Source organism: Rhizobium sp. CB3090, from assembly GCF_029714285.1.
Classification (GTDB): domain Bacteria; phylum Pseudomonadota; class Alphaproteobacteria; order Rhizobiales; family Rhizobiaceae; genus Rhizobium.
The window spans coordinates 685,066-710,901 of record NZ_CP121663.1 but is presented as its reverse complement, the minus strand read 5'-3'; the positions used below and the strand labels follow the sequence as shown (position 1 = coordinate 710,901).

The window sequence follows — 25,836 nt, the reverse complement described above, 5'->3', positions numbered from 1 at the left end:
CTCCCACGCTTTAGTTCTTTGTTTTTGCATGTCGTTTTCGCAAAACCGCCGCACACTTTTGCGCGACATGCATCAGCTTCTGCCGTCCTGCCGCCTCAGAAATCATAACGATCGATGCGCCAGGCATCGAGCAGGCGGTGCGACGCCTTGAGCGCCGCATCGGGATCGCGGGCGACGATCGCGTCCAGGACGTCCTTGTGATAGGGCAGGGAGCGCTTCTGGCCTTCCGCCACTTCGTCATGGCTCGAAAGCGCACGGTTAGCATAGATCGCGACGGCGATCAGATCGATGAGCTGCGCATAGACCATGTTGCGGGTGGCGGCGAAGATCGCGGTATGGAAGCGCAAGTCGGCATCGGCATTCGTGTTGACGTCGCCGATGGAGGAAACCATGTCGTCATAGGCCGAAGCGATGGCGGCGAGATCCTCCGCGGTGCCGCGCACAGCGGCTCGCGCCGTCGCTTCCGGTTCCACCACTCGCCGGAGATCCTTGATCGAGCGCATCAGCTCCACCGAAGGGCCGGTCTCGTAGTGCCAGACCATGACGTCAGTATCGAGATGATGCCAATTGGAGCGCTCCTTGACGCGCGTGCCGACACGGGTCTTGATCTCCACCAATCCCTTGCCGGCCAGGCATTTCATCGCTTCGCGGATCACGGTGCGGCTGATGCCGAACTGCTCCACCAGTTCCGGTTCGTTCGGAAGCGTCGAGCCGACGGGGTAATCGCCGCCGACGATGCGGCGGCCGAGTTCATGCACGAAGTAGCCGAAGACGCCCCGCCGCGGGATCGTGCCGTATTTGCGCACATAGGCATCGAATGGCGACTGCGTTACGATCAGTTTCGTTTCCGGGCTAAGCCGAGAGGCAGTCGTTGCGCCAATGCCGTATTTCATTATCCGGGACTCTCATTCCTGTTGGGGAGCCGATACGAGTGAAAACTTCAGCTTATGACGGGCTCTTGGAGGCTTCATGCTGATATTCTTGGTTTGCTCGTAGCGGGTCCATAGTTGGTCGATGTCGATCCAGCCGTTCTTATTGCGCCATATCTCGACCGGATGACCCTACCATGTCTTGTGTGCGAATGCCTACTAGAGCCACATCGAGCGATTTGTTCGGCAAAACCAACTGAAATCAGGCGCGGCCTATAGTGGGAAGCTTTGCTAAGGCTGACCGTCTGCGCCGGCGCCGAACTGCCCGCGGCAGATCCCGATCAAGTTCTGAACGGGTCGTTAAGCGAAACGTGATCATTCCGTCGAATGGTAGGACGATTCCGCCTATCGAAAATGGTTCCGAACCGTTTAGATAACGGAGATCAAAAGGCGGATTCGGAGCAAATTGTGAATGACTGATATCTCCACGCGCAAACGAGGGGAGGGAGTGCACGCTTCCAGCTCGCGGCCGTTGCAGATTGCGCTGCTTGTGGCCGGCGCATTTTTCATGGAAAACCTGGATGGCACGGTCATCGCCACTGCCTTGCCGCAGATGGCCGTTTCCTTCGGCGCCCGTCCTGTCGATCTCAATATCGGCATGAGCGCCTATCTCTTGACACTCGGCGTCTTCATTCCGATCAGCGGCTGGATTAGTGACCGGTTCGGCGCCCGCCTGGTTTTCACCACCGCTGTCGTCGTCTTCACATTGGCCTCCGTTCTCTGCGGTTTTGCCAATGGTGTCGGCTCCTTTGTCGCCATGCGCATCCTGCAAGGTATCGGCGGTGCGATGATGGTTCCGGTCGGCCGTCTTCTGGTTCTCAACAATACGCCGAAGGATCGGTTGATCTCGGCAATCGCGACCATCACCTGGCCGGCGCTCGTGGCACCCATTCTGGGGCCGCCGCTCGGCGGTTTCATCACCGATCATGCGAGCTGGCGCTGGATATTCTTCCTCAATCTGCCGCTCGGAATGGTGGCGTTCATCTTTGCCCTGATACTGATCCCGGAGACCAGGAATGCCGCACGACCGCCCTTCGATTGGACGGGCTTCGTCATCAGCGGTTTCGGGCTCGCGAGCCTGATGTATGGTCTGGAGCTGATCGGCCGTCCCGATCCGATCTGGCTGGAAGCCTGGGGTTATGTTGCCGTCGGCAGCGTATTGCTTGCGGGCGCCATCTTCCATTTTTTGCGAACCGATCATCCCCTGATCGATCTTGTGGGGCTGAAACAACAGACCTTCGCCATCACCATCTCCGGCGGCTCGCTGTTTCGCATCGCCATCGGTGCAGTGCCTTTCCTGCTGCCATTGATGTCCCAGGTCGGTTTCGGGCTCAGCGCATTTCATGCCGGCTTGCTCACTCTTGCGGTCTTTGCCGGCAATCTGGCGATGAAGCCGGGCACGACGGCCATCCTCAGGCGCTTCGGCTTCAAGCCGGTGCTGGTGGTCAACGGTATCCTCAACGCCATTTTCATCGCCGCCTGCGCGCTGTTTTCGGCTGACACGCCGCTCTGGTTCATCATCCCCGTGCTGTTCATCGGCGGCATGTTGCGCTCGATGCATTTCACGGCACTGAACACCATTGCCTTTGCCGATATTCCGCCGGAGCAGATGACGGGTGCGAACACGCTGTTCAGCACGGCCTTTCAGGTGACCATGGGGATGGGGATCGCGGTCGGCGCCATCGGCATCCGCATCGGTCAGGCAATCAGCACGCCGCTCGGTATAGACGGGATCACCGCTATCGAATTTCGCCTGGCTTTCGTCATGCTCGGTATCATCGCATTGCTTGCCGTTCTCGACTGCCTGCCGCTCGATCCGAAGGCAGGCGACAATGTCTCGCGCAAGCCGAAACCGAACGCGAAAAAGGCGGCCTGAACGGTCGCCTTGGTAGAAGAGTGCAGGTGGAATGCATCGCCGCTCGGCGGCTCAATAAGGATAGTGGATAAGGTTATAGCGCAAGAGTACGGCAGGCACTGCGATCAAAAGGAGAAGAAGCACTGCTATGCTTGCGGCACGCAACATTTTTAAGCGGCGCGTGCGCTGACCGGTCCAGTCATATACCATTTACATGCCCTCCCGTTCCGTGCGTGCTAAAAGGCAATAAAATCAGGCTCTCGTCAATACTCGTAATAGAATGGCCTTTAACAAGTACCAGCTAATTCATTGGATTGGTGAGGAGTTCGTTCTGTTTGAAGCCGTCTGCTCATTGTTTCGCAGAAAGATCGTTTAGTGACGAGGGTCATGGCTATATAACGGGTGAGAATGTCCCTGTGGCTGCGCGGGGACGGGAATTTGCTGTCCGAACAGAGGAAAGACGTGATGAGCAAGGTGCGTGCCCTGGTACTGGAGCGTCAGCATGAGCTGGCGCTGCGCGATATCGACCTGCCGCAGGAGGTCGGGCAGGGCGAGGTGAAAATCAAGATTCATACCGTCGGCGTCTGCGGGTCGGACGTGCATTATTATACGCACGGCCGCATCGGACCCTTCATCGTGAATGCGCCAATGGTGCTCGGCCATGAGGCGGCCGGCACCGTCGTCGAAGTGGGCGCCGGTGTCACGCATTTGAAGATCGGCGATCGTGTTTGCATGGAACCCGGCATTCCCGACCCCAATTCCAAGGCCAGCCGCCTTGGCATGTACAATGTCGATCCCACCGTCATCTTTTGGGCGACGCCGCCAATCCACGGTGTCCTGACGCCCTTCGTCGTGCATCCGGCCAATTATACCTTCAAGCTGCCGGACAATGTCAGCTTTGCCGAAGGCGCCATGGTCGAGCCTTTCGCCGTTGGCATGCAGGCAGCCACGAAGGCGAAGATCACGCCCGGCGATACCGCCGTCGTGCTTGGCGCCGGCCCGATCGGCACCATGGCCGCCATCGCCGCCCTTGCCGGCGGCTGCGCCCGCGCCATCGTTGCCGACCTTGCCCAGCCGAAACTCGACATTGCCGCTCAGTATCAGGGCGTGATCCCGGTCAATATCCGCGAGAAGAACCTGATCGAAGAGGTCAGGCGTCTGACGGACGGCTGGGGCGCCGATGTCGTGTTCGAGTGTTCCGGTTCACCGAAGGCCTGGGAAACGGTGATGGAACTGCCGCGTCCGGGCGGGGTCATCGTCGCCGTCGGTCTGCCGGTCGCTCCGGTCGGTTTCGATGTCTCGACGGCATCGACCAAGGAAATCCGCATCGAGACCGTCTTCCGCTACGCGCATCAATATGAGCGCTCCATCGCGCTGATCGCGTCCGGCCGCGTCGATCTGAAGCCGCTGATCTCCGAAACCTTCAAGTTCGAGCAATCGATCGAAGCCTTCGACCGCGCCGTGGAAGCACGGCCGAGCGATGTGAAGCTGCAAATCGTGCTGGATCAGTAGGCATGCATGATCTTATCCGAAAACAACCTCAGCCTTTCGGGATCGTGTCCGGATCGGTAGACGTTCCCGCAAAAGCGATGCTAGCTTAGTATTAAATAGAGGGAACGAGGCGGCAACGCCGGAAAACGGGAAGGGCCGCCGTGCCGCACGACGTCGCATTGATAGCACTGATTGCCGCCGGTTTCGTGTTTGCGGCCGTTTTCGGCTATCTCGCCGACAGGCTGCATCTGCCGCCGCTGGTAGGATACCTTGTTGCTGGTGTCATGATCGGCTCGTCGACGCCGGGTTTTGTTGCCGATACCGCTCTTGCGTCGCAGCTTGCCGAGATCGGCGTGATCCTGCTGATGTTCGGCGTTGGCCTGCACTTTTCGGCGGCTGATTTGCTCGCCGTGCGCGGTGTCGCGATTCCCGGTGCCATCGGGCAAATCGCTATCGCCACCCTCTTGGGAGTAGCCCTGGCATCGCTGTGGGGCTGGGGTATAGGAGCCGGCCTGGTCTTTGGCTTGAGCCTGGCTGTCGCCAGTACCGTCGTGCTGCTGAAGGCGCTGGAAGAGCGCAATCTGGTCAGTTCCGCCAATGGCCGCGTCGCCGTCGGCTGGCTGATCGTCGAGGATTTGGCGATGGTACTGGCGCTCGTGCTTCTGCCGGCCTTTGCCGGCGTTCTCGGCGGCCATGATGGTGTGGGCACCCACGCAAGCAGCGGGCCGATCGGGCTGACCATAGGCATCACCCTCGTCAAGGTGGCGGCTTTTGCTGCTGTCGCTATCTTCATCGGTCCCAAGATCGTTCCCTGGCTGCTCACCTCCGTTGCACGGACGGGATCGCGCGAGCTCTTTACTCTTTCCGTTCTTGCCATCGCGCTCGGAATAGCCTTCGGGGCGGCGGAGATATTTGGCGTTTCCTTCGCGCTCGGCGCGTTCTTCGCCGGCCTGATCATGAGCGAGTCCCATCTCAGCCATCGAGCCGCGGCCGATTCCCTGCCGCTTCAGAATGCCTTTTCAGTCTTGTTCTTCGTTTCCGTCGGCATGCTCTTCGATCCGTCGGTGCTGATACGCCAACCGCTGATGGTCTTCGGGGTGCTCGCTCTCATCATTCTCGGCAAGTCGCTGATTGCTTTCTGCGTCGTCCTGCTTCTGCGTTATCCCGCCAGCATGGGTTTTGCCGTCGCCGCAGGACTTGCCCAGATCGGCGAGTTTTCCTTCATCCTGGCGGGCCTCGGCGTCTCGCTGGGCCTTCTGCCGCGCGAAGGGCAGGATCTGATCCTTGCCGGCGCCATTCTGTCGATCACGGTCAATCCCGTGGTTTTTATTGGCATAGAGCGGCTGGAGAAACTGACCTTTTCACGGTGGCCGGTACGCATGGCCAGCTATGGTGCGGCCAAGCACGATCGCCTCTGCCGCGACCTGGCAGTCATTAGCCTGCAGCGTGAGGAGCGGGACCGTCAGCATCACCTGGAGATCGAGCAGTTGATCGACACGTTTCCGATGTTCGCCGAACTTGATGAAAGCGCCCAGGAGGAACTTCTGCTGCTCTTCCGGCCAAGGTCGGCATCGCCGGGCGATCGTGTTATCCGCACCGGCGATCGGGGCGACAGCATGTATTTCATCGCGTCCGGTGCGGTCGAGGTGCAGCTCGAAGACGACGAGATACCTCTCGGCGCCGGCGCTTTCTTCGGCGAAATAGCGGTCTTGACGGGTGCGCGTCGCACCGCCGATGTGGTGGCGGTCGATTTCTGTCAGTTCCTGGTCTTGGAGCGCCGCGATTTCAATCTCTTCATGTCCCGCCACCCGCACCTGCGCGCCGCCGTCAGCAGCTTGGCGCAGGAGCGGCAGGAGATGAACGTGTCTCGCCAAAGGCGGGATCAGTCACTCGACGCGAGTTGATCCCTCTCGGCGGCTCAAGAGGCTCTGAGGCGTTATCGCCTCGGCAGCCAGGCCTTGGACACGCGGCAGGCCATCGTATAGGCCGGATCGAAGACATTGCCGACGTCATAACGCACGACCTGGCCAAGCAGATGGCTGGCGGCGGTCTTATTGAGGCCGTAGTCGGAGGTGAGCCACCGAAGCATTTCGCTGGTCGCATGCTGCAGCGCCTGATCGAGCGGCCGGGCATTGCCGACCGTGAAAATATCCTCTGCCGTTTCGCCACGCGGCCAGACGATCTTCTTCTTTTCGACGCTGAGCCGCACCGTCACTTCGAAGGTGGTCTCGATACCGGTCCCGACGATCTCGCCGTCGCCCTGTACGGCATGGCAATCGCCTAGGAAGAAGAGGGCACCCGGCGCCGAGACGGGGAACCAGATCGTCGTCCCGGGTCCAAGCAGCCGGTAATCCATATTGCCGCCGAATTCGCCGCTGGTGGCGGTGGATATGGCCTGACCGAGGGAAGGGGCGACGCCGAAGCAGCCGATCATCGGCGACAGCGGCAGCACGAAAGACTCAAGACCAGCAACCGGCTCGGCAAGCCGGGCGGTCAACACCTGGCGATCGATCTGCCAGATGACCTTGCTGCTCGGCGGCAGCGTCCGCACGTCTTCCGGCTCGACGACATTGCCGGCAACGACGCTTCGGGTAAAGCCCGTGTCGCGCGTCGGAACCATGCCGAGGATTTCGACCTTCAGTGAATCGCCCCGTTCCGCGCCCTCGACAAAAATCGGGCCGTTCATCGGATTCGGGCCTGAGGCCCGCTGTACGCCTTCCTTGTCATAGCCGGCCGCATCGAGCGTTTCGGTGATGACCGTGTCGCCATCGGCAATGCGCAGGGCCGGGGGAAGGGAGCCGATGACATTGTGATAGGCCGTTGGGGTAAAGCGGTGCGTTGCCATGGACGTCAGCCTTGTCTGGAATTCGGTCCGCCTACCCTATGCCGGCTTCGGCGCGTCCGGAAAGAGCAGAATGGTCGTAGCAGGCAAATTGTCGGCGCTTGGCTCGGTCGCCCCTTTTTTTCGAATTGATCGCGAGGGCCAGCCCCCGAGAGTTCGCCTTCAACCATAAGCAGTTTTGTGCTACGACAATCCAGGCGGGATCGAGTGCGCGCGCGGGGGAGTGGACATTTCAGATTCTCTCATTCTTCAGAACCTAAGGAGACTTTCCGGCTCGATGATCAAGCACTCGATCCGGAGGCGGATCGTCGCGATCGTCGCCGGCTTGATCATCCTCATGATGGCAACTTCTATACTGTCGATGGTGATGGTCGGGCGGCTGGGCCATCTGCTGGATGAGCTGACGACAAGGTACAATCCAGCCAATGAGCATTTGACGCGGATCCATGTTCTGTCGCTCGAAAGGGCTCTCGCACTGCGTCGCATGGTGATCGCGAAGATGCAGGACCCGCCCGACGAGGCAGGATACAACGCTCGCAAGCAACTGTACGATGCCAAAAACGCCGAAGTCGACCGCGAGGCGCAGGCTGCGCGCGAACTCATCAATGCGATCATCGCAGATACGGATACGCCCTCGGACAATGCGGCGCTGGCACGCATCGAGAGCCGGATCGATAGTCTGCTGAGTGACGGTCGCAGCCTTCTGCGAAAGGAGACCGGGGAACTGCTTGCACTCCTTGACGCGCGGGACTTTTCCGCCGTGAGAGATCGCCTCTCCCGCGTCGACGTGCTGCGTGATGAACTCATTCAACGGATCGACGCGCTTCGCGAAGAGATGCTGCAAGTGAGCCGTAACGCCATCACGACGATTAGGGGACAACAGTCCCAAGCGGTCCTGATCTCCGCGATCGCCACGCTTCTTGCCGCCGTCCTCGGATTGATTTTCGCCAACCTTGTGAGCGGTGGCATCATTCGCTCGGTCCGGCAACTGCTGGAGGGAACGCGGGCGGTCGAGGCCGGCCATCTCGATCGATCCATCGATGTAACGACACGCGACGAAATTGGAGAACTTGCCACTGCGTTCAACCGGATGGTCGTGCAGTTGCGCGACAATCAGCGCGTAAGGGAAACTTTTGGCAAATACATCGATCCCCGTGTCGTGGAAGGTCTTATCGATCACCCAAATCTGACCGCAACCGAAGGTCAACGCAGGTTCATGACGGTGCTGTTCTGCGATCTGAGGGGATTTACAAGCCTGAGCGAAGGCTTGGTGCCCCAGGGCCTGGTCCGGATCATGAACCGCTACTTTTCGCTCATGTCCGAACCTATCCGAACCAACCGCGGGATCATCGACAAATATATCGGTGATGGCATCATGGCCTACTGGGGGCCGCCGTTCGTCGACGAGGCCGATCACGCTCGATTTGCATGTCAGGCTACGCTGGAAATGGTTGAACGCATCGAGACCTTGCGTCGGGAAGTTCCCGACCTGCTGGGCGTCCGCGGCACGCCGATGGAGAAATGCGATTTGCGGATAGGCGTCGCGACGGGTGAAGCACTGGTCGGAAGCATCGGCTCCGACATCATGATGAGTTATACGGTGATGGGCGATGTGGTGAATCTCGCCTCGCGCCTGGAAGGCGCAAATAAGGTTTACGGTACCCGGAATCTGATAAGCGGGAGAACAATCGCTGCGGCGGGGAGCGCACTCGAATTCAGGGAGGTCGATCGGATCATAGTCGCTGGCCAAACCCGTCCGGAGGTCGTCTTCGAAGTGCTTGGACGCAATGGCGAACTGACCCCGGAACGGTTGGCATCACGGGACATTTATCGAGAAGGGCTTGCCGCATATCGCGAACGCCAATGGGATGATGCGCTTCGCACACTCAAGGCGTCGCTGGAGGCAATGCCTGGTGACGGACCTTCTTTGGCTCTGCTGGCTCGCATCGAAAGCCTAAAAGCAAACCCGCCATCCGAAGATTGGGATGGGTCGTGGCGCATCGAAAAATAAACATCGATGCGCGGGCCCGCTCCGAAACTGATCGGCAGAGGATCGCCTTCGGTGAGCTCGAAAGTCCTCTCGCCATCGGCGTTCCGTTCCGCCCTGAGAAGTCATCAGCCCCGCGGGCGGTTAAAGGCGAACTCCATCGCCTTGTCCTGCATGAATCGACGTCGAGATAGTCCTCTATAAGAGTCAGAGTTGGCGTGCCGATTGGTCATTGTGCAGCTTGGAGCATCGGGTAACCCGCCTCGGAACTTAAGACGGGATTTACGAGAAGGACCGCTCCGTTTCGGCTGGGTTTACTTCAAGCCGATTGACCACTTGCGCTTGTCGACGCAATGGTCCAATTCGTGAGCTGGACGTATGGACGATTCCGCACAATGACAAATTTCGTCGTTATTATTTTCGGGCTTACCTATCTAGGAATGGCCTTGGGACGCGTGCCCGGACTGAGGGTCGACCGCGCGGGCATCGCGATGATCGCCGCCGTCGTGCTTGCCGCTTTTGCGGCGGTGCCGCTCGACAGGATGGGTGAGGCGATCCATTTTCCGACCTTGCTCCTGCTCGGCGGCTTAATGATCCTTTCCGCGAGGGTCGGCGCGAGTGGCTTTTATGATGCAGCGTCGGTTTGGATCGCCCGGCAGGCAGGCAGACCTTTGCGCCTGCTGGCGTTGACCATTGCGGTCGGCGGCATTCTCTCCGCCTTCCTTGTCAACGATATCGTCGTCTTTGCCATGACGCCGCTGCTTTGTGCCGGCCTCAAGGTGCGCAGACTCGACCCTCGGCCGTTCCTGCTGGGCCTTGCTGCCGCAAGCAACGCCGGTTCAGCGGCGACCCTGATCGGCAATCCGCAAAACATCATGATCGGCCAGGCCGGCGCGCTGGGGTTCTGGTCCTATTTCGCCTATGCCGCCGTCCCGGCGGTCGCGGGGCTCGTTCTGAGTTTCGGATGTATCGCCGTCATCTGGCGATCTAGCCTGGTAGCGGTCGACGGCGTGCCTCTCGAGCCTTCCCCCTTCGACCGCGGACAGGCCGGAATCTGCGCTATAGCCCTGCTGGTGCTGCTTGTGCTCTTTGCCACGCCGCTGCCGCGGGAGATCTCCGCTCTTCTGATCGCCGCCTGCCTTATCGTGAGCCGTATTCTGCCGACCAGGCAGCTCTTCGGCGAAATCGATCTGCCTTTGCTGATCCTTTTCGCGGCCCTGTTCGTCGTCAACGACGCCTTCGCCCGGACCGGAATTCCGGAGGAGGCGGTACGCATCCTCGCCGCGCACGGCCTTCTTCCCGACCGGGTTTCGTTCCTGGTGCCGATCTCGCTCTTTTTGAGCAATACGATAGGCAATGTTCCCGCCGTGGTGATGATCCTCAAGGTCTGGCAGGAAATTCCGCAGGGTGTCTTGATTGGCCTTGCCATTTTGTCGACGTTGGCCGGAAACCTGTTTCTCGTCGGAAGCCTTGCCAATCTGATCGTGGCCGAACGCGCCTCCGCCCAGGGTATTCGCTTGACCTTCCGGGACCATGCAAAAGCCGGCGTACCGATCACGCTGCTTTCCATGATCTTCGCCGGCCTGTGGCTATGGCTTGGCGGATTCATGCCTCTCTAGGCAATGCGCTGTGGAGAAGGTGCATTCCATTCAGGCGCGACATGCCAATGATTTCAATTGCTTCGCTTTGGAGGCTTTAGCGTGTTCCAATGCTGCTATTCGCAACTGACCCTCGCCGATCGGCGGCGCCTTGATCCTTGTCGGGCGCATTGCGTAGCGCGTACGGGGCAGTCTCGATCTTCATGCCCGCAGAGCTTAACTCGGTAAGTTGCATCTGAGCTTAGCCTGCCTCGAACCGGAAACCCGGACCGTCTTACTCAGGCAAGGAGAATGCTTTCAACATTCCTCAGGGGGCTTGAGGTGCCGGAATTGCAGTAACAGCAGCAGGTCATACATGATCTTCAACGCGGCGCAGATGAGGAGCGGCCAAGCGCGAAAGGACGCAGCGAAGAGAGCACCGGCGAGCGCAGGGCTCGCCGCTGCGGCAAGGCTTCGCGGCACGGATGTGAAGCTTGCAGCCGCCGCACGCTCCGCCTCCGACACGACCGCCATTACATAGGAAGAACGGGTCGGGACATCCATCTGCGACAGTGCGGCTCGAACGAGCAGCAAAGCGAGCGCCAGCGGCAAGGTGGGTGCGAATGCTGCGAGGGCCAAAGCGACGCTGGATGGAATGTGGGTAAACACCATGGTGTTGATGAGGCCGATCCGTTTCGAGAGCCGCGCCGCGATCGGAAACGAGAACGCCGACAGCACACCCGTCCAGAAGAAAAACACCCCAGCCTCGGAAACCGAAAGATCGAATCGCTCGAACAGCCACAGGGCAAGCAGCGACTGAACCACGAAACCTCCCGCGAAGGCGTCGAGACTGAAGAGAGCTGCGAGCTTCAAGACGATGGTGCGCGAAGGTCCGAGCGCCGCCGGTTTGTCAATTGCTCGGCGCATCGGGCGAGGCGGTATGCGCGCATAAACAAGGCCGCCCAGGACGCCAACGACCGCGTAGAGAACGAACATCAGCTTGATGGCGCTAAGGTGCGCCAGCCCAAACCCTGCCATAAGTTCCGGCAGTGCCGCGGCCAGCGCGCCGACGGCGCTTGCAAGCGCCCCGACGAGCCTATAGCGCGCGAACATTCGCGTTCGATCGACGTTGGGCACTTCGCCAGCGAGCACGGCATGCTCAAGTGGCACGAAGATGCTCACACTGCCGGCCGATGGATTGATCGTTCCGGCAAATGCGACCACCAATAGCAGCGCATAATCATTGATCATCGACATGAGGAGGCCAGTCACGACCATCACGCTGGCGGCGGTCAGCAGCAAGCCGCGACGGTCTCGGTGGGCGCCAAGAAATCCAATGATGATCGTCAGGAGCGCAGAGCCGAAGAGGGATGCCGTGGCGATGATGCCGACTTGCAGAGGTGAGAAGCCCAGAGCGAGTAGATAGACCGGCAGCAGGATAGCAACAAAGCCATCGCCGAAGTCGCGCAAAGAGCGCGCCGCGAAAAGCCATGTGGCTGGGTGAATGCCTTGCATCTGTCTCATTGCTCTCGATCGCGTTCTCTACACCGCTCCCATGAGCAATGGGAGAAGCTCACCCAAGTGCATCATACCGAAGTTTAGGGTAGGGGATCACCCCTCTTCTTGCAAATGCGCCCTGAACACTTCGGCCGGCATTTTTGCAGCCGAGGCATTTTCGCGGTAGATCGTTGAGTTGATGGGCAAGGTGAATGAGGTCTCGCTGGGAGATGGCTGCAAGATCCGTATCGCGTGGCATGAAGCGGCGAATGCACTTGTTGGCGTTTTCGACTGCTCCCTTTTGGCATGTCGCACTTGAAAATAGAATGTACCCGGCTACCAGTGAAAAGTTCATAATGCGACTTATGGAACCAAAAGCGCTGTCGTATTTCCGTGGGTGTGGAAACGAATCAAGGATCGGATCCTATCAAGAAGCCGAAATGTTTCTGCACAAACGGCCGCTTTCCTGTCATCGTTGAGCGAAAATTGTGCCCCGATTTGAAGTTCTTCTCACACGGGTTCCAACGGTGAGAAAGAGTTCGAGATGACGACAGAGATTTCGCGGTTTATCCGGAGCAAGGTTCTATATCTGGCAGTCGCCGGTGCAGGATTGGGTACATCCTGGTGGATTGGTGCGGGAAACTTGGAAGCGTCCCGCCCTTTGCCGCGGGTATCAGCCGTCTTCGCGGTCGACACACAAAACATCCGGCCTGCGAAGGATGATCTTCTAGCTTCACGTCCGCAGCAGACGCCACCGGACATCTCCATGACTGAGACTGCTTCAACGCCGGCAAACCTTCCGATCCCAACCATCATCAGAACGTCTTCCGAAATTGCGGCAAAGGCAACTTCGAAACGGCACACGGCTACGCGCACGTTTGAATCGTGCCTCCCGGAATGCGAAACCCGCGATCCCCTGGTACCGTCTTTCAATCAGATTTCGTACGCGGAGCCCTCCGATGACCATGACGTTGCCGAAGTGGCAGTTGAGCCGCATAGGACGATCGTGGCCTCGATCGTGAACGGTGGCGAAGTCTTTTTTGCCAACGTTGGCGCTGCCTCGTTGGGAGCATATCGGAAAGGCGAGTCGGCGCTGAAGGTCGTGGTGGACCCTCTGCGATAATATGATGGCCAATGGTGCGCAGATCGGACGGGAACGACGTATGACGCCTGCGCGCGGTCGGCTTCGAGTGCGCGACCCGATACCAACCCTTCTATCTAGCAAGGTACAGTAATGCGCTGACAATGGAGACGTCGCCAACCGGGGCTAAACATAGGAGCATGAGCTCAATTCCGAGCGCCCAAATCAGCAATTTCTGCTGACCTGCAGTCAATCGTGGAGGCTTCTTCTTGGGCTCTCGAGGGCTCTCTCTTCTTTCATAGAACCCGTTTAAATCGCGATACATTTTCGCCTCCATCATTTATGGAGAAACTACGGTTGCCGCACATGGTTCCTGCGATTTAGAAGCGAGCGCCGCACCCATTGAGAGCAAGATGTTTCGCCTGGAAGAACAGAGCAGTTTCGAACAGATCATCAAGAAGAGCACGTTTCGCGCGGTCGCAACCCCTGTCGACAGCGAGGAGGCAGCAAAGGCGGCTCTTCAAACCATCGCCACAGCGGCCGGGGCCAATCACAATTGCTGGGCTTGGCGCATCGGACAAGCCTACCGTTTCTCGGACGATGGTGAGCCGAGCGGTACGGCCGGAAAGCCGATATTGGCCGCAATCGACGGGCAATCGGTCGATTGTGTGCTTCTGGTCGTTTCCAGGTGGTTCGGTGGCGTGCTGCTCGGGACGGGAGGTCTCGTGCGGGCATATGGCGGCACCGCCGCAGCCTGCCTGAGAGCAGCGACGCTGACTGCTTTCACGCCAATGATCGTCGGACAAGCGAAAATTCAGTTTGGCGATTTGGCTCTGGTGAAGGCACGCCTCGCTTCGTTCGATCAGGTTCGCATCGTCGAACAACACTTCACCGACGACGGTTGCGATGCAACTGTCCAGTTGCCCCAAGAGGCTGTGCAAGCCGTCGCACAGCTCATAAATGACCTTACCAACGGGCGCTCGGCGTTTCGCACCGGCGATTGATCTAGCAGGCGACGATGCTGACCGGTCGGCATTTATAAGATTTTTATATCTTTCCCCCTCCCGCCGTCTCGAACCTTAATGCCATTCGGTCGCATATTGATGTCCGAGATATCGGCAAGATGATCTCCTCGCCAGAAAGAAACGAAGGCGCCTCCTTCGGGGAGTGCCATCAATCTATTTTGGCGTTCAACAAGAACAGCTAGGGATCAACGATCGATGATGGACATCTTTCTTATCGGGATCGGCGCTTTATTTTTCATCCTGTGCATCGCTTACACCAAAGCCTGCGACAGCCTTTAGTCGGAAAGACACCAATGCTCCTGGATTACACTCTCGGCGGCGGCGTGACCCTCTTTCTCACCGCTTACCTGATCTACGCCCTCATTCGCCCCGAGCGCTTCTAATTCCATAGCGCCGGGTAGGGAAAGTTACCCCATGACCTTCAATGGATGGCTTCAGATCCTGATCTATATCGGGATCCTCCTTCTGCTCGTCAAACCGCTCGGCGGTTATATGACGCGTGTCTTCACGGGCGAGCGCATAATTCTCTCTTACGTCCTCGGTCCTTTGGAACGGGGGCTTTATCGCATTGCGGGAACGGATGAGCGCGAGGAGCAGCACTGGACGACCTATTCGATCTCCATGCTGCTGTTCAGCCTCGCCGGCTTCATCGTGCTCTATCTGCTGCAGCGGTTCCAGGCGAGCCTACCCTATAACCCCGCCGGCATGACCGCGATCGGCCCGGAACTCTCGTTCAACACAGCCACCAGCTTCATGACCAACACCAACTGGCAGAACTACGGTGGTGAAAGCACGATGTCCTATCTCGTGCAGATGGCCGGCCTTACCGTCCAGAACTTCGCCTCCGCCGCAACTGGCATTGCAATCGCCATCGCGCTCATCCGCGCCTTTTCGCGTGCTTCCGGCAAGGCGATCGGCAATTTCTGGGTCGATCTGACCCGGGCGACCCTCTATGTCCTGCTTCCCGCCTGCATCGTCATGACCCTGGTCTTCGTCTATCTCGGCGTGCCCCAGACACTCGGCCCCTATGTCAGCGCCACGACGCTCGAAGGCGCGCAGCAGACGATCGCGGTCGGCCCCGTTGCCTCGCAGCTTGCGATCAAGATGCTCGGCACCAATGGCGGCGGCTTCTTCAACGCAAACTCCGCGCACCCCTTCGAAAACCCGGATGCGATCTCCAATCTCATCCAGATGCTGGCGATCTTTGCGATCGGCGCGGCGCTCACCAACGTCTTCGGACGCATGGTCGGCAATCAGCGCCAAGGCTGGGCCATTCTGGGCGCGATGGGCGTGCTGTTCATCGCCGGCGTCATCGTCACCTATTGGGCTGAAGCTGCCGGCAATCCGCTCGTGCATGCGCTCGGCGTCCAGGGCGGCAATATGGAAGGCAAGGAAGTCCGCTTCGGCATTACGCTGTCGTCGCTCTTTGCGGTCATCACCACGGCCGCCTCCTGCGGCGCGGTCAATGCCATGCATGGCAGCTTCACGGCGATTGGCGGCATGATCCCATTGATCAACCTGCAGCTCGGTGAAGTCATCGTCGGTGGCGTCGGCGCCGGTTTCTACGGCATCCTGATGTTCGTTATCATCGCCATCTTCGTGGCCGGTCTGATGGTCGGACGCACGCCGGAATATCTCGGCAAGAAGATCGAGGCCAAGGAAGTGAAGATGGCGATGCTCGCCGTACTTTGCCTGCCCGCCGGCATGCTGATCTTCACCGCGATCGCCTCCGTGCTGCCGGCCGCCGTCGCCTCCATCGGCAACCCCGGTCCGCACGGCTTTTCGGAAATCCTCTATGCCTATAGCTCGGCGGCGGCAAACAACGGCTCGGCCTTTGGCGGCCTTTCCGGCAATACGCCCTGGTACAACATCACGCTTGGCATCGTCATGCTGATCGGCCGCTTCCTGGTCATCGTTCCGGCGCTTGCCATTGCCGGCTCGCTGATCGCCAAGAAGACGGTCCCCGCCTCGGCCGGCACCTTCCCCACGGACGGGCCGCTGTTCGTCGGCCTGCTGGTCGGCACCATCCTGATCGTCGGCGGGCTGACCTTCTTCCCGGCCCTCGCCCTCGGCCCGATCGTCGAATATCTGGCGATGATCACCGGGCAAGCCTTCTAAGGAAAGACTGTGATGTCGCAACCCAAACGCATCAGGCTTCGAAAGCTCATCGATCCACGTCCTTCGACAGAGGGCGTGGCCTGGCCCGGATGGCCTGCGCTTCCGACGCCATCCTGGTTGCGATGATCACGCTGTTCCTCGGCCTAGCCGTCTTCAGATTTCTGCTGGGCTGATCGGGCGATCCCGTTCCGCCATTCCCTCTTCACGCTGGAGTCTCTTATGAGCCAGTTAAAATCCACGAGTATTTTGGATTCTCGCATCCTCGTTCCGGCCGTGGGCGCCGCTTTCAAGAAGCTGAACCCGCGCACTCTTGCCAAGAACCCCGTCATGTTCGTGGTTGCCGTTGTATCGGTGCTCACCACCGTCCTCTTCCTGCGCGATCTTTTGACCGGCGGCGGCAATCTCGGTTTCTCGCTCCAGATCAACATCTGGCTCTGGTTCACCGTGCTGTTTGCCAATTTCGCCGAAGCCGTCGCGGAAGGCCGCGGCAAGGCGCAGGCCGAATCGCTGCGCAAGTCGCGCACCGAAACCCAGGCCAAGCTTCTGACCGGCAACAGCCATACCGATTACAAGATGGTACCCGGCACCAGCCTGAAGGTCGGCGATGTCGTGCTGGTCGAAGCCGGCGACATTATCCCTTCCGATGGCGAAGTGATCGAGGGCGTCGCTTCGGTCAACGAAGCGGCGATTACCGGTGAATCGGCTCCGGTCATCCGCGAATCCGGCGGCGACCGCTCCGCCGTCACCGGCGGTACGCAGGTGCTGTCGGATGAAATCCGTGTCCGCATCACCGCCGCCGCCGGCTCGACCTTCATCGACCGCATGATCGCGCTCGTCGAAGGTGCGGAACGTCAGAAGACGCCGAACGAGATCGCCCTCAACATCCTGCTTGCCGGCATGACCCTGATCTTCGTGCTGGCCACTGTGACGATCCCGAGCTTTGCGGCCTATGCCGGCGGCTCGATCCCCACCGTCGTTCTGGTCGCTTTGTTCGTGACACTGATACCGACCACGATCGGCGCGTTGCTGTCTGCGATCGGCATCGCCGGTATGGACCGTCTGGTGCGCTTCAACGTGCTCGCCATGTCCGGCCGCGCCGTCGAAGCCGCGGGCGACGTCGACACGCTACTACTCGACAAGACCGGCACGATTACCCTCGGCAACCGCCAGGCCACCTCCTTCCGCCCAGTCAAAGGCGTGACGGAGCAGGATCTGGCCGACGCCGCGCAGCTCGCTTCGCTCGCCGACGAGACGCCCGAGGGACGCTCGATCGTCGTGCTTGCCAAGGAGAAATACGCAATCCGTGGCCGCGACATGACCAGCCTGAAGGCCACCTTCGTGCCATTCACCGCCCAGACCCGCATGAGCGGTGTCGATCTTGAGGGATCTTCCATCCGCAAGGGCGCGGTGGATGCGGTGCTGGCCTATGTCAACGGCAGCACTCCTCCATCTTCCGACACCGGTGCGACCGTGATGTCGCGCACCATCAGCGAGATGATCCGCGACCTGCAGACCATATCGGACGAAATCTCCAAGGCCGGCGGCACGCCGCTTGCGGTCGCCCGCGACGGTCGTCTGCTCGGCGTCATCCAGCTCAAGGACATCGTCAAGGGCGGCATACGCGAGCGCTTTGCGGAACTGCGCCGCATGGGCATCCGAACCGTCATGATCACAGGCGACAATCCACTGACGGCCGCAGCCATTGCCGCCGAAGCCGGCGTGGACGACTTCCTTGCCCAAGCAACGCCGGAAATGAAGCTGGCGCTGATGCGCGAGGAGCAGTCGAAGGGCAAGCTGGTCGCCATGTGCGGCGATGGCACCAACGATGCTCCGGCGCTTGCCCAGGCCGACGTTGGCGTCGCCATGAACACGGGCACGGTCGCCGCCCGCGAGGCCGGTAACATGGTCGATCTCGACAGCGATCCGACGAAGCTCATCGAAATCGTGGAGATCGGCAAGCAGTTGCTGATGACCCGCGGCGCGCTGACCACCTTCTCGATCGCCAATGACATCGCCAAATACTTTGCCATCATCCCGGCGATGTTCATCGCCCTCTATCCGCAACTAAAGATGCTGAATGTCATGGGGCTGGCAACGCCGCAAAGCGCCATTCTGTCGGCGATCATCTTCAACGCGCTGATCATCATTGCGCTGATCCCGCTATCACTGAAGGGCGTTCGTTATCGTCCGATCGGCGCGGGTGCCCTGCTCAGCCGCAACCTTCTGATCTACGGCCTCGGCGGCATTGTCGTGCCCTTCATCGGCATCAAGGCCATCGACATGGCCGTTACCGCCATGGGCCTCGCCTAAGGAGTTCTTGTCATGCTCAAACAAATCAGACCGGCCATCGTCATGATCGTCGTCACCACCGCCGTCACCGGCCTCCTCTATCCGATCGCCATGACAGGCGCTGCCCAGGCGCTCTTCCCTCACCAGGCGAATGGCAGCCTGGTGGAGAAGGACGGCAAGGTGATTGGCTCGATGCTCATCGGCCAGAATTTCACCTCTGACCGCTACTTCCATGGCCGTCCGTCGGCCGCTGGCACGAACGGTTATGATGCGTCGTCTTCCGGCGGCTCCAACCTCGGCCCGACCAGCCAGAAAATGCTCGACCGCATTAAGAGCGACGTCGCAAGGCTACAGGCGGAAAACCCGAACATGCCGGTTCCGATCGATCTGGTCACCACATCGGGCAGCGGTCTTGATCCTGATATTTCGCCTGAGGATGCCTATTTCCAGATACCGCCTATCGCCAAGGCGCGCGGCATGGATGAGGCCAAGCTCCGCTCGATCGTCGATGCCGCCGTCGAGCCGCGCGAACTCGGTATTCTCGGCGAACCCGTCGTCAAAGTCCTGGCATTGAACCAGGCGTTGGATGCTTCTATGACTCAGTAAGACCAATGGGTTGAGGCGGGTGTGGCCGCCTCAGCGTCCATCCGTCAGGAAAGATCAATCGATGCCAGACGATAGCCGCGACACGCTGAGCAGGCCTTCGCCCGACGCGCTTCTGGAGAAGGCTCGGCAGGAAACGCGCGGCCGCCTGAAGATATTTCTGGGTGCTGCACCGGGCGTCGGCAAGACTTATGAAATGCTGATCTCCGGCAAGGCTAAGATTGCTGACGGCGTCGATGTCGTCGTCGGCGTGGTCGAGACTCATGGCCGGCAGGAGACGCAGGCTTTGCTCGACGGCTTCGAGATCATTCCCCGCGTCCATGTCGACTATAAGGGTCGCGTGCTGGACGAGATGGATCTCGATGCTATCCTGAAGCGTCGGCCTGGCCTAGTGCTGGTCGATGAGCTCGCCCACACCAATGCGCATGGCAGCCGCCATCCGAAGCGTTATCTGGACGTCATGGAGCTGCTCGATCGCGGCATCGACGTCTATACGACGCTGAATATTCAGCATGTGGAAAGCCTGAACGACGTCGTCTCACAAATCACCCGCGTGCGTGTACGCGAAACCGTACCGGATTCGATCATCGATTTGGCGGACGATGTCGAGATCATCGACCTGACACCCGACGATCTGATCAAGCGCCTGCATGACGGGAAGGTCTATGTGCCGAAGACGGCCGAAAGGGCGCTGACCAATTATTTCACGCCCGGCAATCTGACGGCGCTGCGCGAGTTGGCGTTGAGGCGCACGGCGCAACGGGTCGACGACCAGCTTCTGACCCATATGCAGGCGCATGCGATCCCCGGCCCATGGGCGGCCGGCGAGCGCGTGCTCGTCTCGATCGACCATCATCCGCGCTCCACCTCTCTGGTGCGTTATGCCGCCCGCATGGCCTCGCGCCTGCGCGCGCCATGGGCTGCCGTTTTTGTCGAGACCAGCCGGTCGATCAGTCTGACGGAAGCGCAGCGCGACACCATTGCCGCGACGCTCCGGCTCGCCGAGCAGCTCGGCGGCGAAGCAATCACCATTCCCGGCCGCGAAGTTGCCGAAGAATTGCTCCGCCATTCGGCCAGCAACAATGTCACCCACATCGTCATCGGCTCGCCGAAGATCGGCTCCTGGCGGGATTGGTCCAAGCGTTCGGTCTCCTACGAATTGATCCGCAAGGCTGGCGACATCAGCGTTCATGTCATTTCCGGCAGCGACGCGGAAGGTTCGGCGGCAAGCCGCGGCGTCAGGTCGGCGCCCTCGCCTGCCCCGTTCCAGTTGCGCGGCTATGTCCTGGCGACGCTCTATGTCACCGTCGCCCTTGGTTTCTGCGTCATCCTCGACCAGGTGCTAGACGTTCGCAATCTGGCGCTGGTGTTCTTGATGGCAGTGCTGGCTTCGGCGGTGACGCAAGGCTTGCGGCCGGCGCTTTATTCGTGCCTTCTCGGCGCGCTCTGTTTCAACTTCTTTTTCCTGACACCGCGCTACACGCTGACGATCAGCGATCCGGAAAGCGTGCTCGCTTTCTTTTTCTTCCTGGGCGTCGCCATCGTCGCCAGCAATCTGACCGCAACCGTGCAACGGCAGGCGGCCGCCGCACGCCAGCGAGCGCGAACGACCGAGGATCTTTATCTATTCTCGAAGAAGCTTGCCGGCACCGGCACACTCGATGACGTGCTCTGGGCGACGGCTTTCCAGCTCGCCTCGATGCTGAAGGTGCGCGTGGTGCTGCTGCTGCCGGAGGATGGTACGATTGCCGTGAAGGCCGGCTATCCGCCCGACGATACGCTTGACGATGCCGATATCGCCGCCGCGCGCTGGGCTTGGGAACACAACCATGCCGCTGGCCGCGGCGCCGATACGCTGCCGGGTGCCAAACGTCTTTATGTGCCGCTGCGCACCGGCCGCACGGCCGTTGGTGTCATCGGGCTCGACAGCGACCGCCGCGACGGTCCGCTATTGACGCCCGAACAGCAGCGCCTTCTTGACGCGCTCGCCGATCAGGCCGCGCTCGCCATCGAACGCGTGCAACTGGTTGCCGATGTCGACCGTGCCAAGTTGGCCGTCGAGGCCGACCGGCTGCGCTCTGCCTTGCTGACTTCAATTTCGCACGATCTGAAGACGCCGCTTGCCGCGATCCTCGGAGCGGCTGGCACTCTACGCGACTATCTGGAATCCCTGCCGCATGAGGACCGCGTGGATCTTCTGTCGACCGTCGTCGATGAATCGGAGCGACTGAACCGCTTCATCGCCAATCTGCTCGACATGACCAAAATCGAATCCGGCGCGATGGAGCCGAATTTCGCTCTACATTATGCCGACGATATTGCCGGAAGCGCGCTCCGGCGCGGGGCGAAGATCCTTGCCCACCACCGCGTCGACGTGCAGATCCCGGCCGATCTGCCGATGGTGCGGGTCGATCCCGTGCTATTCGAGCAGGTGTTGTTCAATCTGCTCGACAATGCCGCCAAATATGCGCCCGAAGAGTCCGCCATCCGTCTGGAAGCCTGGGCCGATGTCGACAACATCATTTTCCGCGTCATGGACGAAGGTCCGGGCATTCCGCCTGCCGATCTCGAACGAGTCTTCGATATCTTCTACCGGGTGCGCAAGGGCGATCAGGTGCGGGCCGGTACCGGCCTCGGTCTTTCCATCTGCCGCGGTTTCATAGAGGCCATGGGCGGCACGATCACGGCAGGCAACCGGACGGATCGCCAAGGCGCGGTCTTCACCATTCGCCTGCCGAAACCAACGGATGTTCCCAAGCTGGATGAACTGAAATGAACACGACCGCCGTCAAGATACTCGTTGTCGATGACGAGCCACCGATCCGCAAGTTGTTGCGTGTCGGCCTGAGCGCCCAAGGCTATGCCGTCAACGAAGCCCAGAACGCAGCGGCGGCGCGGCTTTCCGTAGAGGAAGATCAGCCCGATTTGATCGTGCTCGATCTTGGCCTGCCCGACAAGCCCGGGCATGACCTGCTGCAGGAGTGGCGCGAGGACGGGTTGCAAGTGCCGGTCGTCATTCTCTCGAGCCGCACGGACGAAGCCGGCATCGTCAAGGCGCTGGAAACCGGTGCCGACGACTATGTCACCAAGCCTTTTGGCATGAACGAGCTCGGGGCACGCATCCGCGTCGCGCTTCGCCACCGCCTGCAGCAGCAGGGCGAAAAAGCAATCTTCCACACCGGCGGCCTGTCGATCGATCTCGTCAAGCGCATCGTCAAGGTCGACGGCAAGGACGTGAAACTTTCGCCGAAGGAATACGACATTCTGCGGGTGCTGGCGCAGCATGCCGGCAAGGTGCTGACGCACCAGTTCCTGTTGAAACAGGTCTGGGGTCCGGCGGCGGATGTGCAGTATCTGCGCGTCTATGTCCGCCAGCTCCGGCAGAAGGTCGAGCAGATTCCGGACCAGCCGCAATACATCACCACGGAGACCGGCGTTGGCTATCGCCTGCGGGAGCCGGAATGAAGCCGTGATCTCCTGATTTACGCCATCGCCGGGGCGAATATCTGAACGTTCTCGCCGCCCTCGCCCGACGGCTCAGAATGAAGGGCGTGTTGGCCGCCATGTGCCAGGCAAAAGTGCCGACAAGCTTTATTCCGTTTTCATGGCAGACTCGGTCCGCTGATCCGCTGCCGGTGTGCCGCAGCCTGGTAAGAGAATGCGATTTCACTTTCCTTGATTCTATGGGACGCCGTTCTATGTAATCGCGATCAGCGGGAACAATCTTCGTTACTTTATACGACTAAGTTGATAGAGTTTAAGGCAAACGAAGGAGGTCACCATGCAGACGATCAAGCTTTCGCGGCTTCTCGCCGCCGCAGTTGTCATCGGCAGTTTTTCGCTCTCAGCGGTAGCGCCGACATGGGCCGCGGATACGACGCTTCTCAACGTTTCCTACGATCCGACGCGCGAATTATATAAGGATTTCAACGAAGCCTTTGTCGCCAAGTGGAAGAAGGATACGGGTGAAAGCATCAAGATCAAGGCCTCGCATGGCGGCTCCGGCGCCCAGGCTCGCTCGGTCATCGACGGTCTTGATGCCGATGTGGTGACGCTGGCACTGGAAGGCGACATCGACGCCATCGCCAAGGCCACGAAGAAGATTCCCGCGGACTGGAAAACCAGGTTCCCGAACAACAGCGTTCCCTACACTTCGACCATCGTCTTCCTGGTGCGTAAGGGCAATCCGAAGGGCATCAAGGACTGGTCGGACCTGATCAAGAACGATGTCCAGGTGGTCACGCCGAACCCGAAGACATCGGGCGGTGCTCGCTGGAACTTCCTGGCAGCCTGGGCCTGGGCCAAGCAGGCAAATGGCGGTGACGACGCCAAGGCGCAGGAATATGTCACGCAGTTGCTGAAGCACGTGCCGGTGCTCGATACCGGTGCTCGCGGTGCGACCACGACCTTCGTTCAGCGTGGTCTCGGCGATGTTCTGCTTGCCTGGGAAAACGAGGCTTATCTTTCGCTCGAAGAACTCGGCCCCGATAAATTCGAGATCGTGACACCCTCCGTCTCGATCCGCGCCGACCCTCCGGTCGCGGTCGTCGATGGCAATGTCGACACTAAGGGCAGCCGCAAGGTTGCCGAAGCCTATCTGAACTACCTTTATTCCGACGAGGGTCAGAAGATCGCCGCCAAGCATTACTACCGGCCGATCAAGCCGGAAGCAGCCGACCCCAAGGATATTGCGCGGTTCCCGAGTGTGAAGCTCGCAACGATTGACGATTTCGGCGGATGGTCTCAAGCTCAGCCGAAGTTCTTCGATGACGGTGGCGTCTTCGACCAGATATACAAGCCGGGGCAATAATTCCGAATGCGTGCAATAACCCGCAAACGGTGGCGGTTTAGGCAGCCGAGTGTCATTCCGGGCTTCGGATTGGCGCTCGGCGTTACCCTGACTTGGCTCATCCTGATCGTTCTCATCCCGCTCTCGGGATTGCTCTGGAAGACCAGCTCTCTGGGCTGGTCGAAATTTTGGGCCATCGCCCTCGATGTCCGCACGCTTTACGCACTCCGCATGAGCTTTGGCGGCGCGTTCATCGCCGCCATTATCAATGCGGTGTTCGGCCTGATCCTCGCCTGGGTTCTGGTTCGCTACCGTTTCCCGGGCAAGCGTATCATCGACGCCATGGTCGACCTGCCTTTCGCCTTGCCAACGGCCGTCGCCGGCATCGCGCTGACGACGCTTTATGCGCCGAACGGATGGATCGGGCAGCTTTTGACGCCGCTCGGCATCAAGATCGCTTTCACGCCCGCCGGCATCATCATCGCTCTGATCTTCGTCGGCCTGCCCTTCGTCGTGCGTACGGCGCAGCCGGTGATGGAAGAGATCGACCGTGAGGTGGAAGAAGCCGCAGCGACGCTCGGCGCAAATCGTTTCCAAACGATCACCCGCGTCCTGTTGCCCGGCCTGGCGCCGGCGGCCTTGACCGGCTTTGCTCTCGCCTTCGCCCGCGCGGCCGGTGAATATGGTTCGGTGATCTTCATCGCCGGCAACAAGCCCTATGTCTCCGAAATCGCACCGTTGCTCATCGTCATCCGGCTTGAGGAATATAACTACGCTGCGGCGACGGCGATCGCGACCATGATGCTGATCATCTCCTTTGTCATGTTGCTCGTCATCAATCTCATTCAATCCTGGAGCAGAAGGAGATACGGCAATGGCGCATGATGCCGTTTCCTCCTCCGATACGGTTCATTCCGTGATCACCGAGAGCAGGTTTGCGCGATTGATTTTCGTCGCCATCTCGCTTGTCTTCCTGGCATTGATGGTGCTGATGCCGCTTGCCGCCGTTTTTGTTGAAGCATTCCGCAAGGGTGTTGAAGAGTTCTTCAGCGCACTGGTTGATGAGGAGACCTTCGCGGCGATCCGGTTGACGCTGATCGTGGCCGGTATCAGCGTGCCGCTGAACCTCGTCTGCGGTGTGGCGGCTGCCTGGGCGCTCGCCAAATTCGAGTTCAAGGGCAAAGCATTCCTGACGACCCTGATCGATTTGCCGTTCTCCGTGTCGCCGGTCATATCGGGCCTGGTTTTCGTGCTGTTGTTCAGCTCGAACAGCGTGCTCGGGCCTTGGCTGCAAAGCCACGGAATCCAGATCTTGTTCGCGGTTCCGGGCCTTGTGCTGGCGACGATGTTCGTCACCTTCCCCTTCGTCGCCCGTGAATTGATCCCGCTGATGCAGGAACAGGGAAACGCCGACGAAGAAGCGGCATTGTCCCTCGGCGCCAATGGTTGGCAGACCTTCTGGCATGTCACCTTGCCGAACATCAAATGGGGCCTGCTTTACGGCGTTCTTCTCTGCAATGCCCGTGCGATGGGCGAATTCGGCGCCGTGTCTGTCGTCTCCGGCCATATTCGCGGCGAGACCAACACCATGCCGCTGCAGGTCGAGATTCTCTATAATGAATATAATTTCTCGGGTGCTTTCGCGGTTGCCACGCTTCTCGCTTTGCTCGCCCTTGTAACACTTGCACTGAAGACGCTGCTGGAAATGCGCTACAGCGAAGAGATCGCAGCCAGCCGGCGTCACTAAAGGAAT

At 59.9% G+C, this 25,836-nt stretch carries 18 protein-coding genes, 2 pseudogenes and 1 riboswitch; of the genes and pseudogenes, 16 read left to right on the top strand and 4 right to left on the bottom strand.

Annotated elements, in window-relative coordinates; genetic code table 11:
* Positions 1 to 95 precede the first annotated feature (95 nt).
* Complete coding sequence (locus QA646_RS21945; protein ID WP_283060354.1) at positions 96 to 893, bottom strand: FadR/GntR family transcriptional regulator; 798 nt, start codon at positions 891 to 893, stop codon at positions 96 to 98.
* Between the two features lie 448 nt (positions 894 to 1,341).
* On the opposite strand from QA646_RS21945, the gene QA646_RS21940 reads away from it, so the two are divergent.
* The 3 genes from QA646_RS21940 (at position 1,342) to QA646_RS21930 (ending at position 6,179) form a co-directional block, all read left to right on the top strand.
* Positions 1,342 to 2,805, top strand: a complete 1,464-nt coding sequence (locus QA646_RS21940) for an MFS transporter (RefSeq protein WP_283060353.1) — start codon at positions 1,342 to 1,344, stop codon at positions 2,803 to 2,805.
* A gap of 444 nt (positions 2,806 to 3,249) precedes the next feature.
* Positions 3,250 to 4,296, top strand: coding sequence for an NAD(P)-dependent alcohol dehydrogenase (locus tag QA646_RS21935; RefSeq protein WP_283060352.1), 1,047 nt, complete (start codon positions 3,250 to 3,252; stop codon positions 4,294 to 4,296).
* 140 nt (positions 4,297 to 4,436) lie between these two features.
* Positions 4,437 to 6,179 carry a cation:proton antiporter gene (locus QA646_RS21930; protein WP_283060351.1) on the top strand — a complete coding sequence of 581 codons (1,743 nt, stop codon included), beginning with the start codon at positions 4,437 to 4,439 and terminating at the stop codon, positions 6,177 to 6,179.
* A 32-nt stretch (positions 6,180 to 6,211) separates the two neighbouring features.
* Here the strand turns inward: QA646_RS21930 and QA646_RS21925 are convergent, their stop codons facing one another.
* On the bottom strand, positions 6,212 to 7,120 hold the full coding sequence (locus tag QA646_RS21925; protein ID WP_283060350.1) for an acetamidase/formamidase family protein: 909 nt from the start codon (positions 7,118 to 7,120) through the stop codon (positions 6,212 to 6,214).
* A gap of 274 nt (positions 7,121 to 7,394) precedes the next feature.
* On the opposite strand from QA646_RS21925, the gene QA646_RS21920 reads away from it, so the two are divergent.
* Positions 7,395 to 9,128: an adenylate/guanylate cyclase domain-containing protein gene (locus tag QA646_RS21920; RefSeq protein WP_283060349.1), complete on the top strand. Its 1,734-nt coding sequence runs from the start codon at positions 7,395 to 7,397 to the stop codon at positions 9,126 to 9,128.
* A gap of 88 nt (positions 9,129 to 9,216) precedes the next feature.
* A riboswitch (Fluoride riboswitch) is annotated at positions 9,217 to 9,278 on the bottom strand.
* A 221-nt stretch (positions 9,279 to 9,499) separates the two neighbouring features.
* Positions 9,500 to 10,723: an SLC13 family permease gene (locus QA646_RS21915; RefSeq protein ID WP_283060348.1), complete on the top strand. Its 1,224-nt coding sequence runs from the start codon at positions 9,500 to 9,502 to the stop codon at positions 10,721 to 10,723.
* 276 nt (positions 10,724 to 10,999) lie between these two features.
* Here the strand turns inward: QA646_RS21915 and QA646_RS21910 are convergent, their stop codons facing one another.
* Together QA646_RS21910 and QA646_RS21905 are read right to left on the bottom strand one after the other, a co-directional pair.
* Positions 11,000 to 12,205, bottom strand: coding sequence for an MFS transporter (locus tag QA646_RS21910; protein ID WP_283060347.1), 1,206 nt, complete (start codon positions 12,203 to 12,205; stop codon positions 11,000 to 11,002).
* A gap of 87 nt (positions 12,206 to 12,292) precedes the next feature.
* Positions 12,293 to 12,494: pseudogene (locus QA646_RS21905) on the bottom strand (IS30 family transposase); the annotation flags it as partial.
* Between the two features lie 1,178 nt (positions 12,495 to 13,672).
* On the opposite strand from QA646_RS21905, the gene QA646_RS21900 reads away from it, so the two are divergent.
* The 11 genes and pseudogenes from QA646_RS21900 (at position 13,673) to cysW (ending at position 25,830) form a co-directional block, all read left to right on the top strand.
* Positions 13,673 to 14,263, top strand: coding sequence for a YigZ family protein (locus tag QA646_RS21900; RefSeq protein ID WP_283060346.1), 591 nt, complete (start codon positions 13,673 to 13,675; stop codon positions 14,261 to 14,263).
* A gap of 314 nt (positions 14,264 to 14,577) precedes the next feature.
* Positions 14,578 to 14,667, top strand: a complete 90-nt coding sequence (kdpF, locus tag QA646_RS21895; RefSeq protein ID WP_283060345.1) for a K(+)-transporting ATPase subunit F — start codon at positions 14,578 to 14,580, stop codon at positions 14,665 to 14,667.
* A gap of 31 nt (positions 14,668 to 14,698) precedes the next feature.
* Positions 14,699 to 16,402, top strand: coding sequence for a potassium-transporting ATPase subunit KdpA (kdpA, locus tag QA646_RS21890; protein ID WP_283060344.1), 1,704 nt, complete (start codon positions 14,699 to 14,701; stop codon positions 16,400 to 16,402).
* Between the two features lie 219 nt (positions 16,403 to 16,621).
* The gene (gene kdpB / locus QA646_RS21885) at positions 16,622 to 18,712 is read left to right on the top strand and encodes a potassium-transporting ATPase subunit KdpB (protein WP_283060343.1); all 2,091 of its coding nucleotides are present in this window, start codon (positions 16,622 to 16,624) and stop codon (positions 18,710 to 18,712) included.
* Positions 18,713 to 18,724: 12 nt separating this feature from the next.
* Positions 18,725 to 19,297, top strand: coding sequence for a potassium-transporting ATPase subunit KdpC (gene kdpC, locus QA646_RS21880; protein WP_283060342.1), 573 nt, complete (start codon positions 18,725 to 18,727; stop codon positions 19,295 to 19,297).
* A gap of 61 nt (positions 19,298 to 19,358) precedes the next feature.
* On the top strand, positions 19,359 to 22,070 hold the full coding sequence (locus tag QA646_RS21875; protein ID WP_283060341.1) for a sensor histidine kinase KdpD: 2,712 nt from the start codon (positions 19,359 to 19,361) through the stop codon (positions 22,068 to 22,070).
* Positions 22,067 to 22,759 carry a response regulator transcription factor gene (locus QA646_RS21870; protein ID WP_283060340.1) on the top strand — a complete coding sequence of 231 codons (693 nt, stop codon included), beginning with the start codon at positions 22,067 to 22,069 and terminating at the stop codon, positions 22,757 to 22,759. The genes QA646_RS21875 and QA646_RS21870 overlap by 4 nt, the downstream gene beginning before the upstream one ends.
* Positions 22,760 to 22,782: 23 nt before the next feature.
* Positions 22,783 to 22,919 (top strand): annotated as a pseudogene (locus QA646_RS21865) (protein-N(pi)-phosphohistidine--sugar phosphotransferase); the annotation flags it as partial.
* A gap of 156 nt (positions 22,920 to 23,075) precedes the next feature.
* The gene (locus QA646_RS21860; RefSeq protein ID WP_283060339.1) at positions 23,076 to 24,104 is read left to right on the top strand and encodes a sulfate ABC transporter substrate-binding protein; all 1,029 of its coding nucleotides are present in this window, start codon (positions 23,076 to 23,078) and stop codon (positions 24,102 to 24,104) included.
* 6 nt (positions 24,105 to 24,110) lie between these two features.
* On the top strand, positions 24,111 to 24,968 hold the full coding sequence (gene cysT, locus QA646_RS21855; protein WP_283060338.1) for a sulfate ABC transporter permease subunit CysT: 858 nt from the start codon (positions 24,111 to 24,113) through the stop codon (positions 24,966 to 24,968).
* Entirely contained in the window at positions 24,958 to 25,830 is an 873-nt protein-coding gene (cysW, locus tag QA646_RS21850; protein WP_283060337.1) for a sulfate ABC transporter permease subunit CysW, read from the top strand. The genes cysT and cysW overlap by 11 nt, the downstream gene beginning before the upstream one ends.
* The last annotated feature ends 6 nt before the right edge of the window (positions 25,831 to 25,836 follow it).

Bases quoted from the DNA above. Each gene is read 5' to 3' on its own strand.
- QA646_RS21945 (WP_283060354.1), bottom strand. From the start codon at position 893: ATGAAATACGGCATTGGCGCAACGACTGCCTCTCGGCTTAGCCCGGAA.
- QA646_RS21940 (WP_283060353.1), top strand. From the start codon at position 1,342: ATGACTGATATCTCCACGCGCAAACGAGGGGAGGGAGTGCACGCTTCC.
- QA646_RS21935 (WP_283060352.1), top strand. From the start codon at position 3,250: ATGAGCAAGGTGCGTGCCCTGGTACTGGAGCGTCAGCATGAGCTGGCG.
- QA646_RS21925 (WP_283060350.1), bottom strand. From the start codon at position 7,120: ATGGCAACGCACCGCTTTACCCCAACGGCCTATCACAATGTCATCGGC.
- QA646_RS21920 (WP_283060349.1), top strand. From the start codon at position 7,395: ATGATCAAGCACTCGATCCGGAGGCGGATCGTCGCGATCGTCGCCGGC.
- QA646_RS21915 (WP_283060348.1), top strand. From the start codon at position 9,500: ATGACAAATTTCGTCGTTATTATTTTCGGGCTTACCTATCTAGGAATG.
- QA646_RS21910 (WP_283060347.1), bottom strand. From the start codon at position 12,205: ATGAGACAGATGCAAGGCATTCACCCAGCCACATGGCTTTTCGCGGCG.
- QA646_RS21900 (WP_283060346.1), top strand. From the start codon at position 13,673: ATGTTTCGCCTGGAAGAACAGAGCAGTTTCGAACAGATCATCAAGAAG.
- kdpF (WP_283060345.1), top strand. From the start codon at position 14,578: ATGCTCCTGGATTACACTCTCGGCGGCGGCGTGACCCTCTTTCTCACC.
- kdpA (WP_283060344.1), top strand. From the start codon at position 14,699: ATGACCTTCAATGGATGGCTTCAGATCCTGATCTATATCGGGATCCTC.
- kdpB (WP_283060343.1), top strand. From the start codon at position 16,622: ATGAGCCAGTTAAAATCCACGAGTATTTTGGATTCTCGCATCCTCGTT.
- kdpC (WP_283060342.1), top strand. From the start codon at position 18,725: ATGCTCAAACAAATCAGACCGGCCATCGTCATGATCGTCGTCACCACC.
- QA646_RS21875 (WP_283060341.1), top strand. From the start codon at position 19,359: ATGCCAGACGATAGCCGCGACACGCTGAGCAGGCCTTCGCCCGACGCG.
- QA646_RS21870 (WP_283060340.1), top strand. From the start codon at position 22,067: ATGAACACGACCGCCGTCAAGATACTCGTTGTCGATGACGAGCCACCG.
- QA646_RS21860 (WP_283060339.1), top strand. From the start codon at position 23,076: ATGCAGACGATCAAGCTTTCGCGGCTTCTCGCCGCCGCAGTTGTCATC.
- cysT (WP_283060338.1), top strand. From the start codon at position 24,111: ATGCGTGCAATAACCCGCAAACGGTGGCGGTTTAGGCAGCCGAGTGTC.
- cysW (WP_283060337.1), top strand. From the start codon at position 24,958: ATGGCGCATGATGCCGTTTCCTCCTCCGATACGGTTCATTCCGTGATC.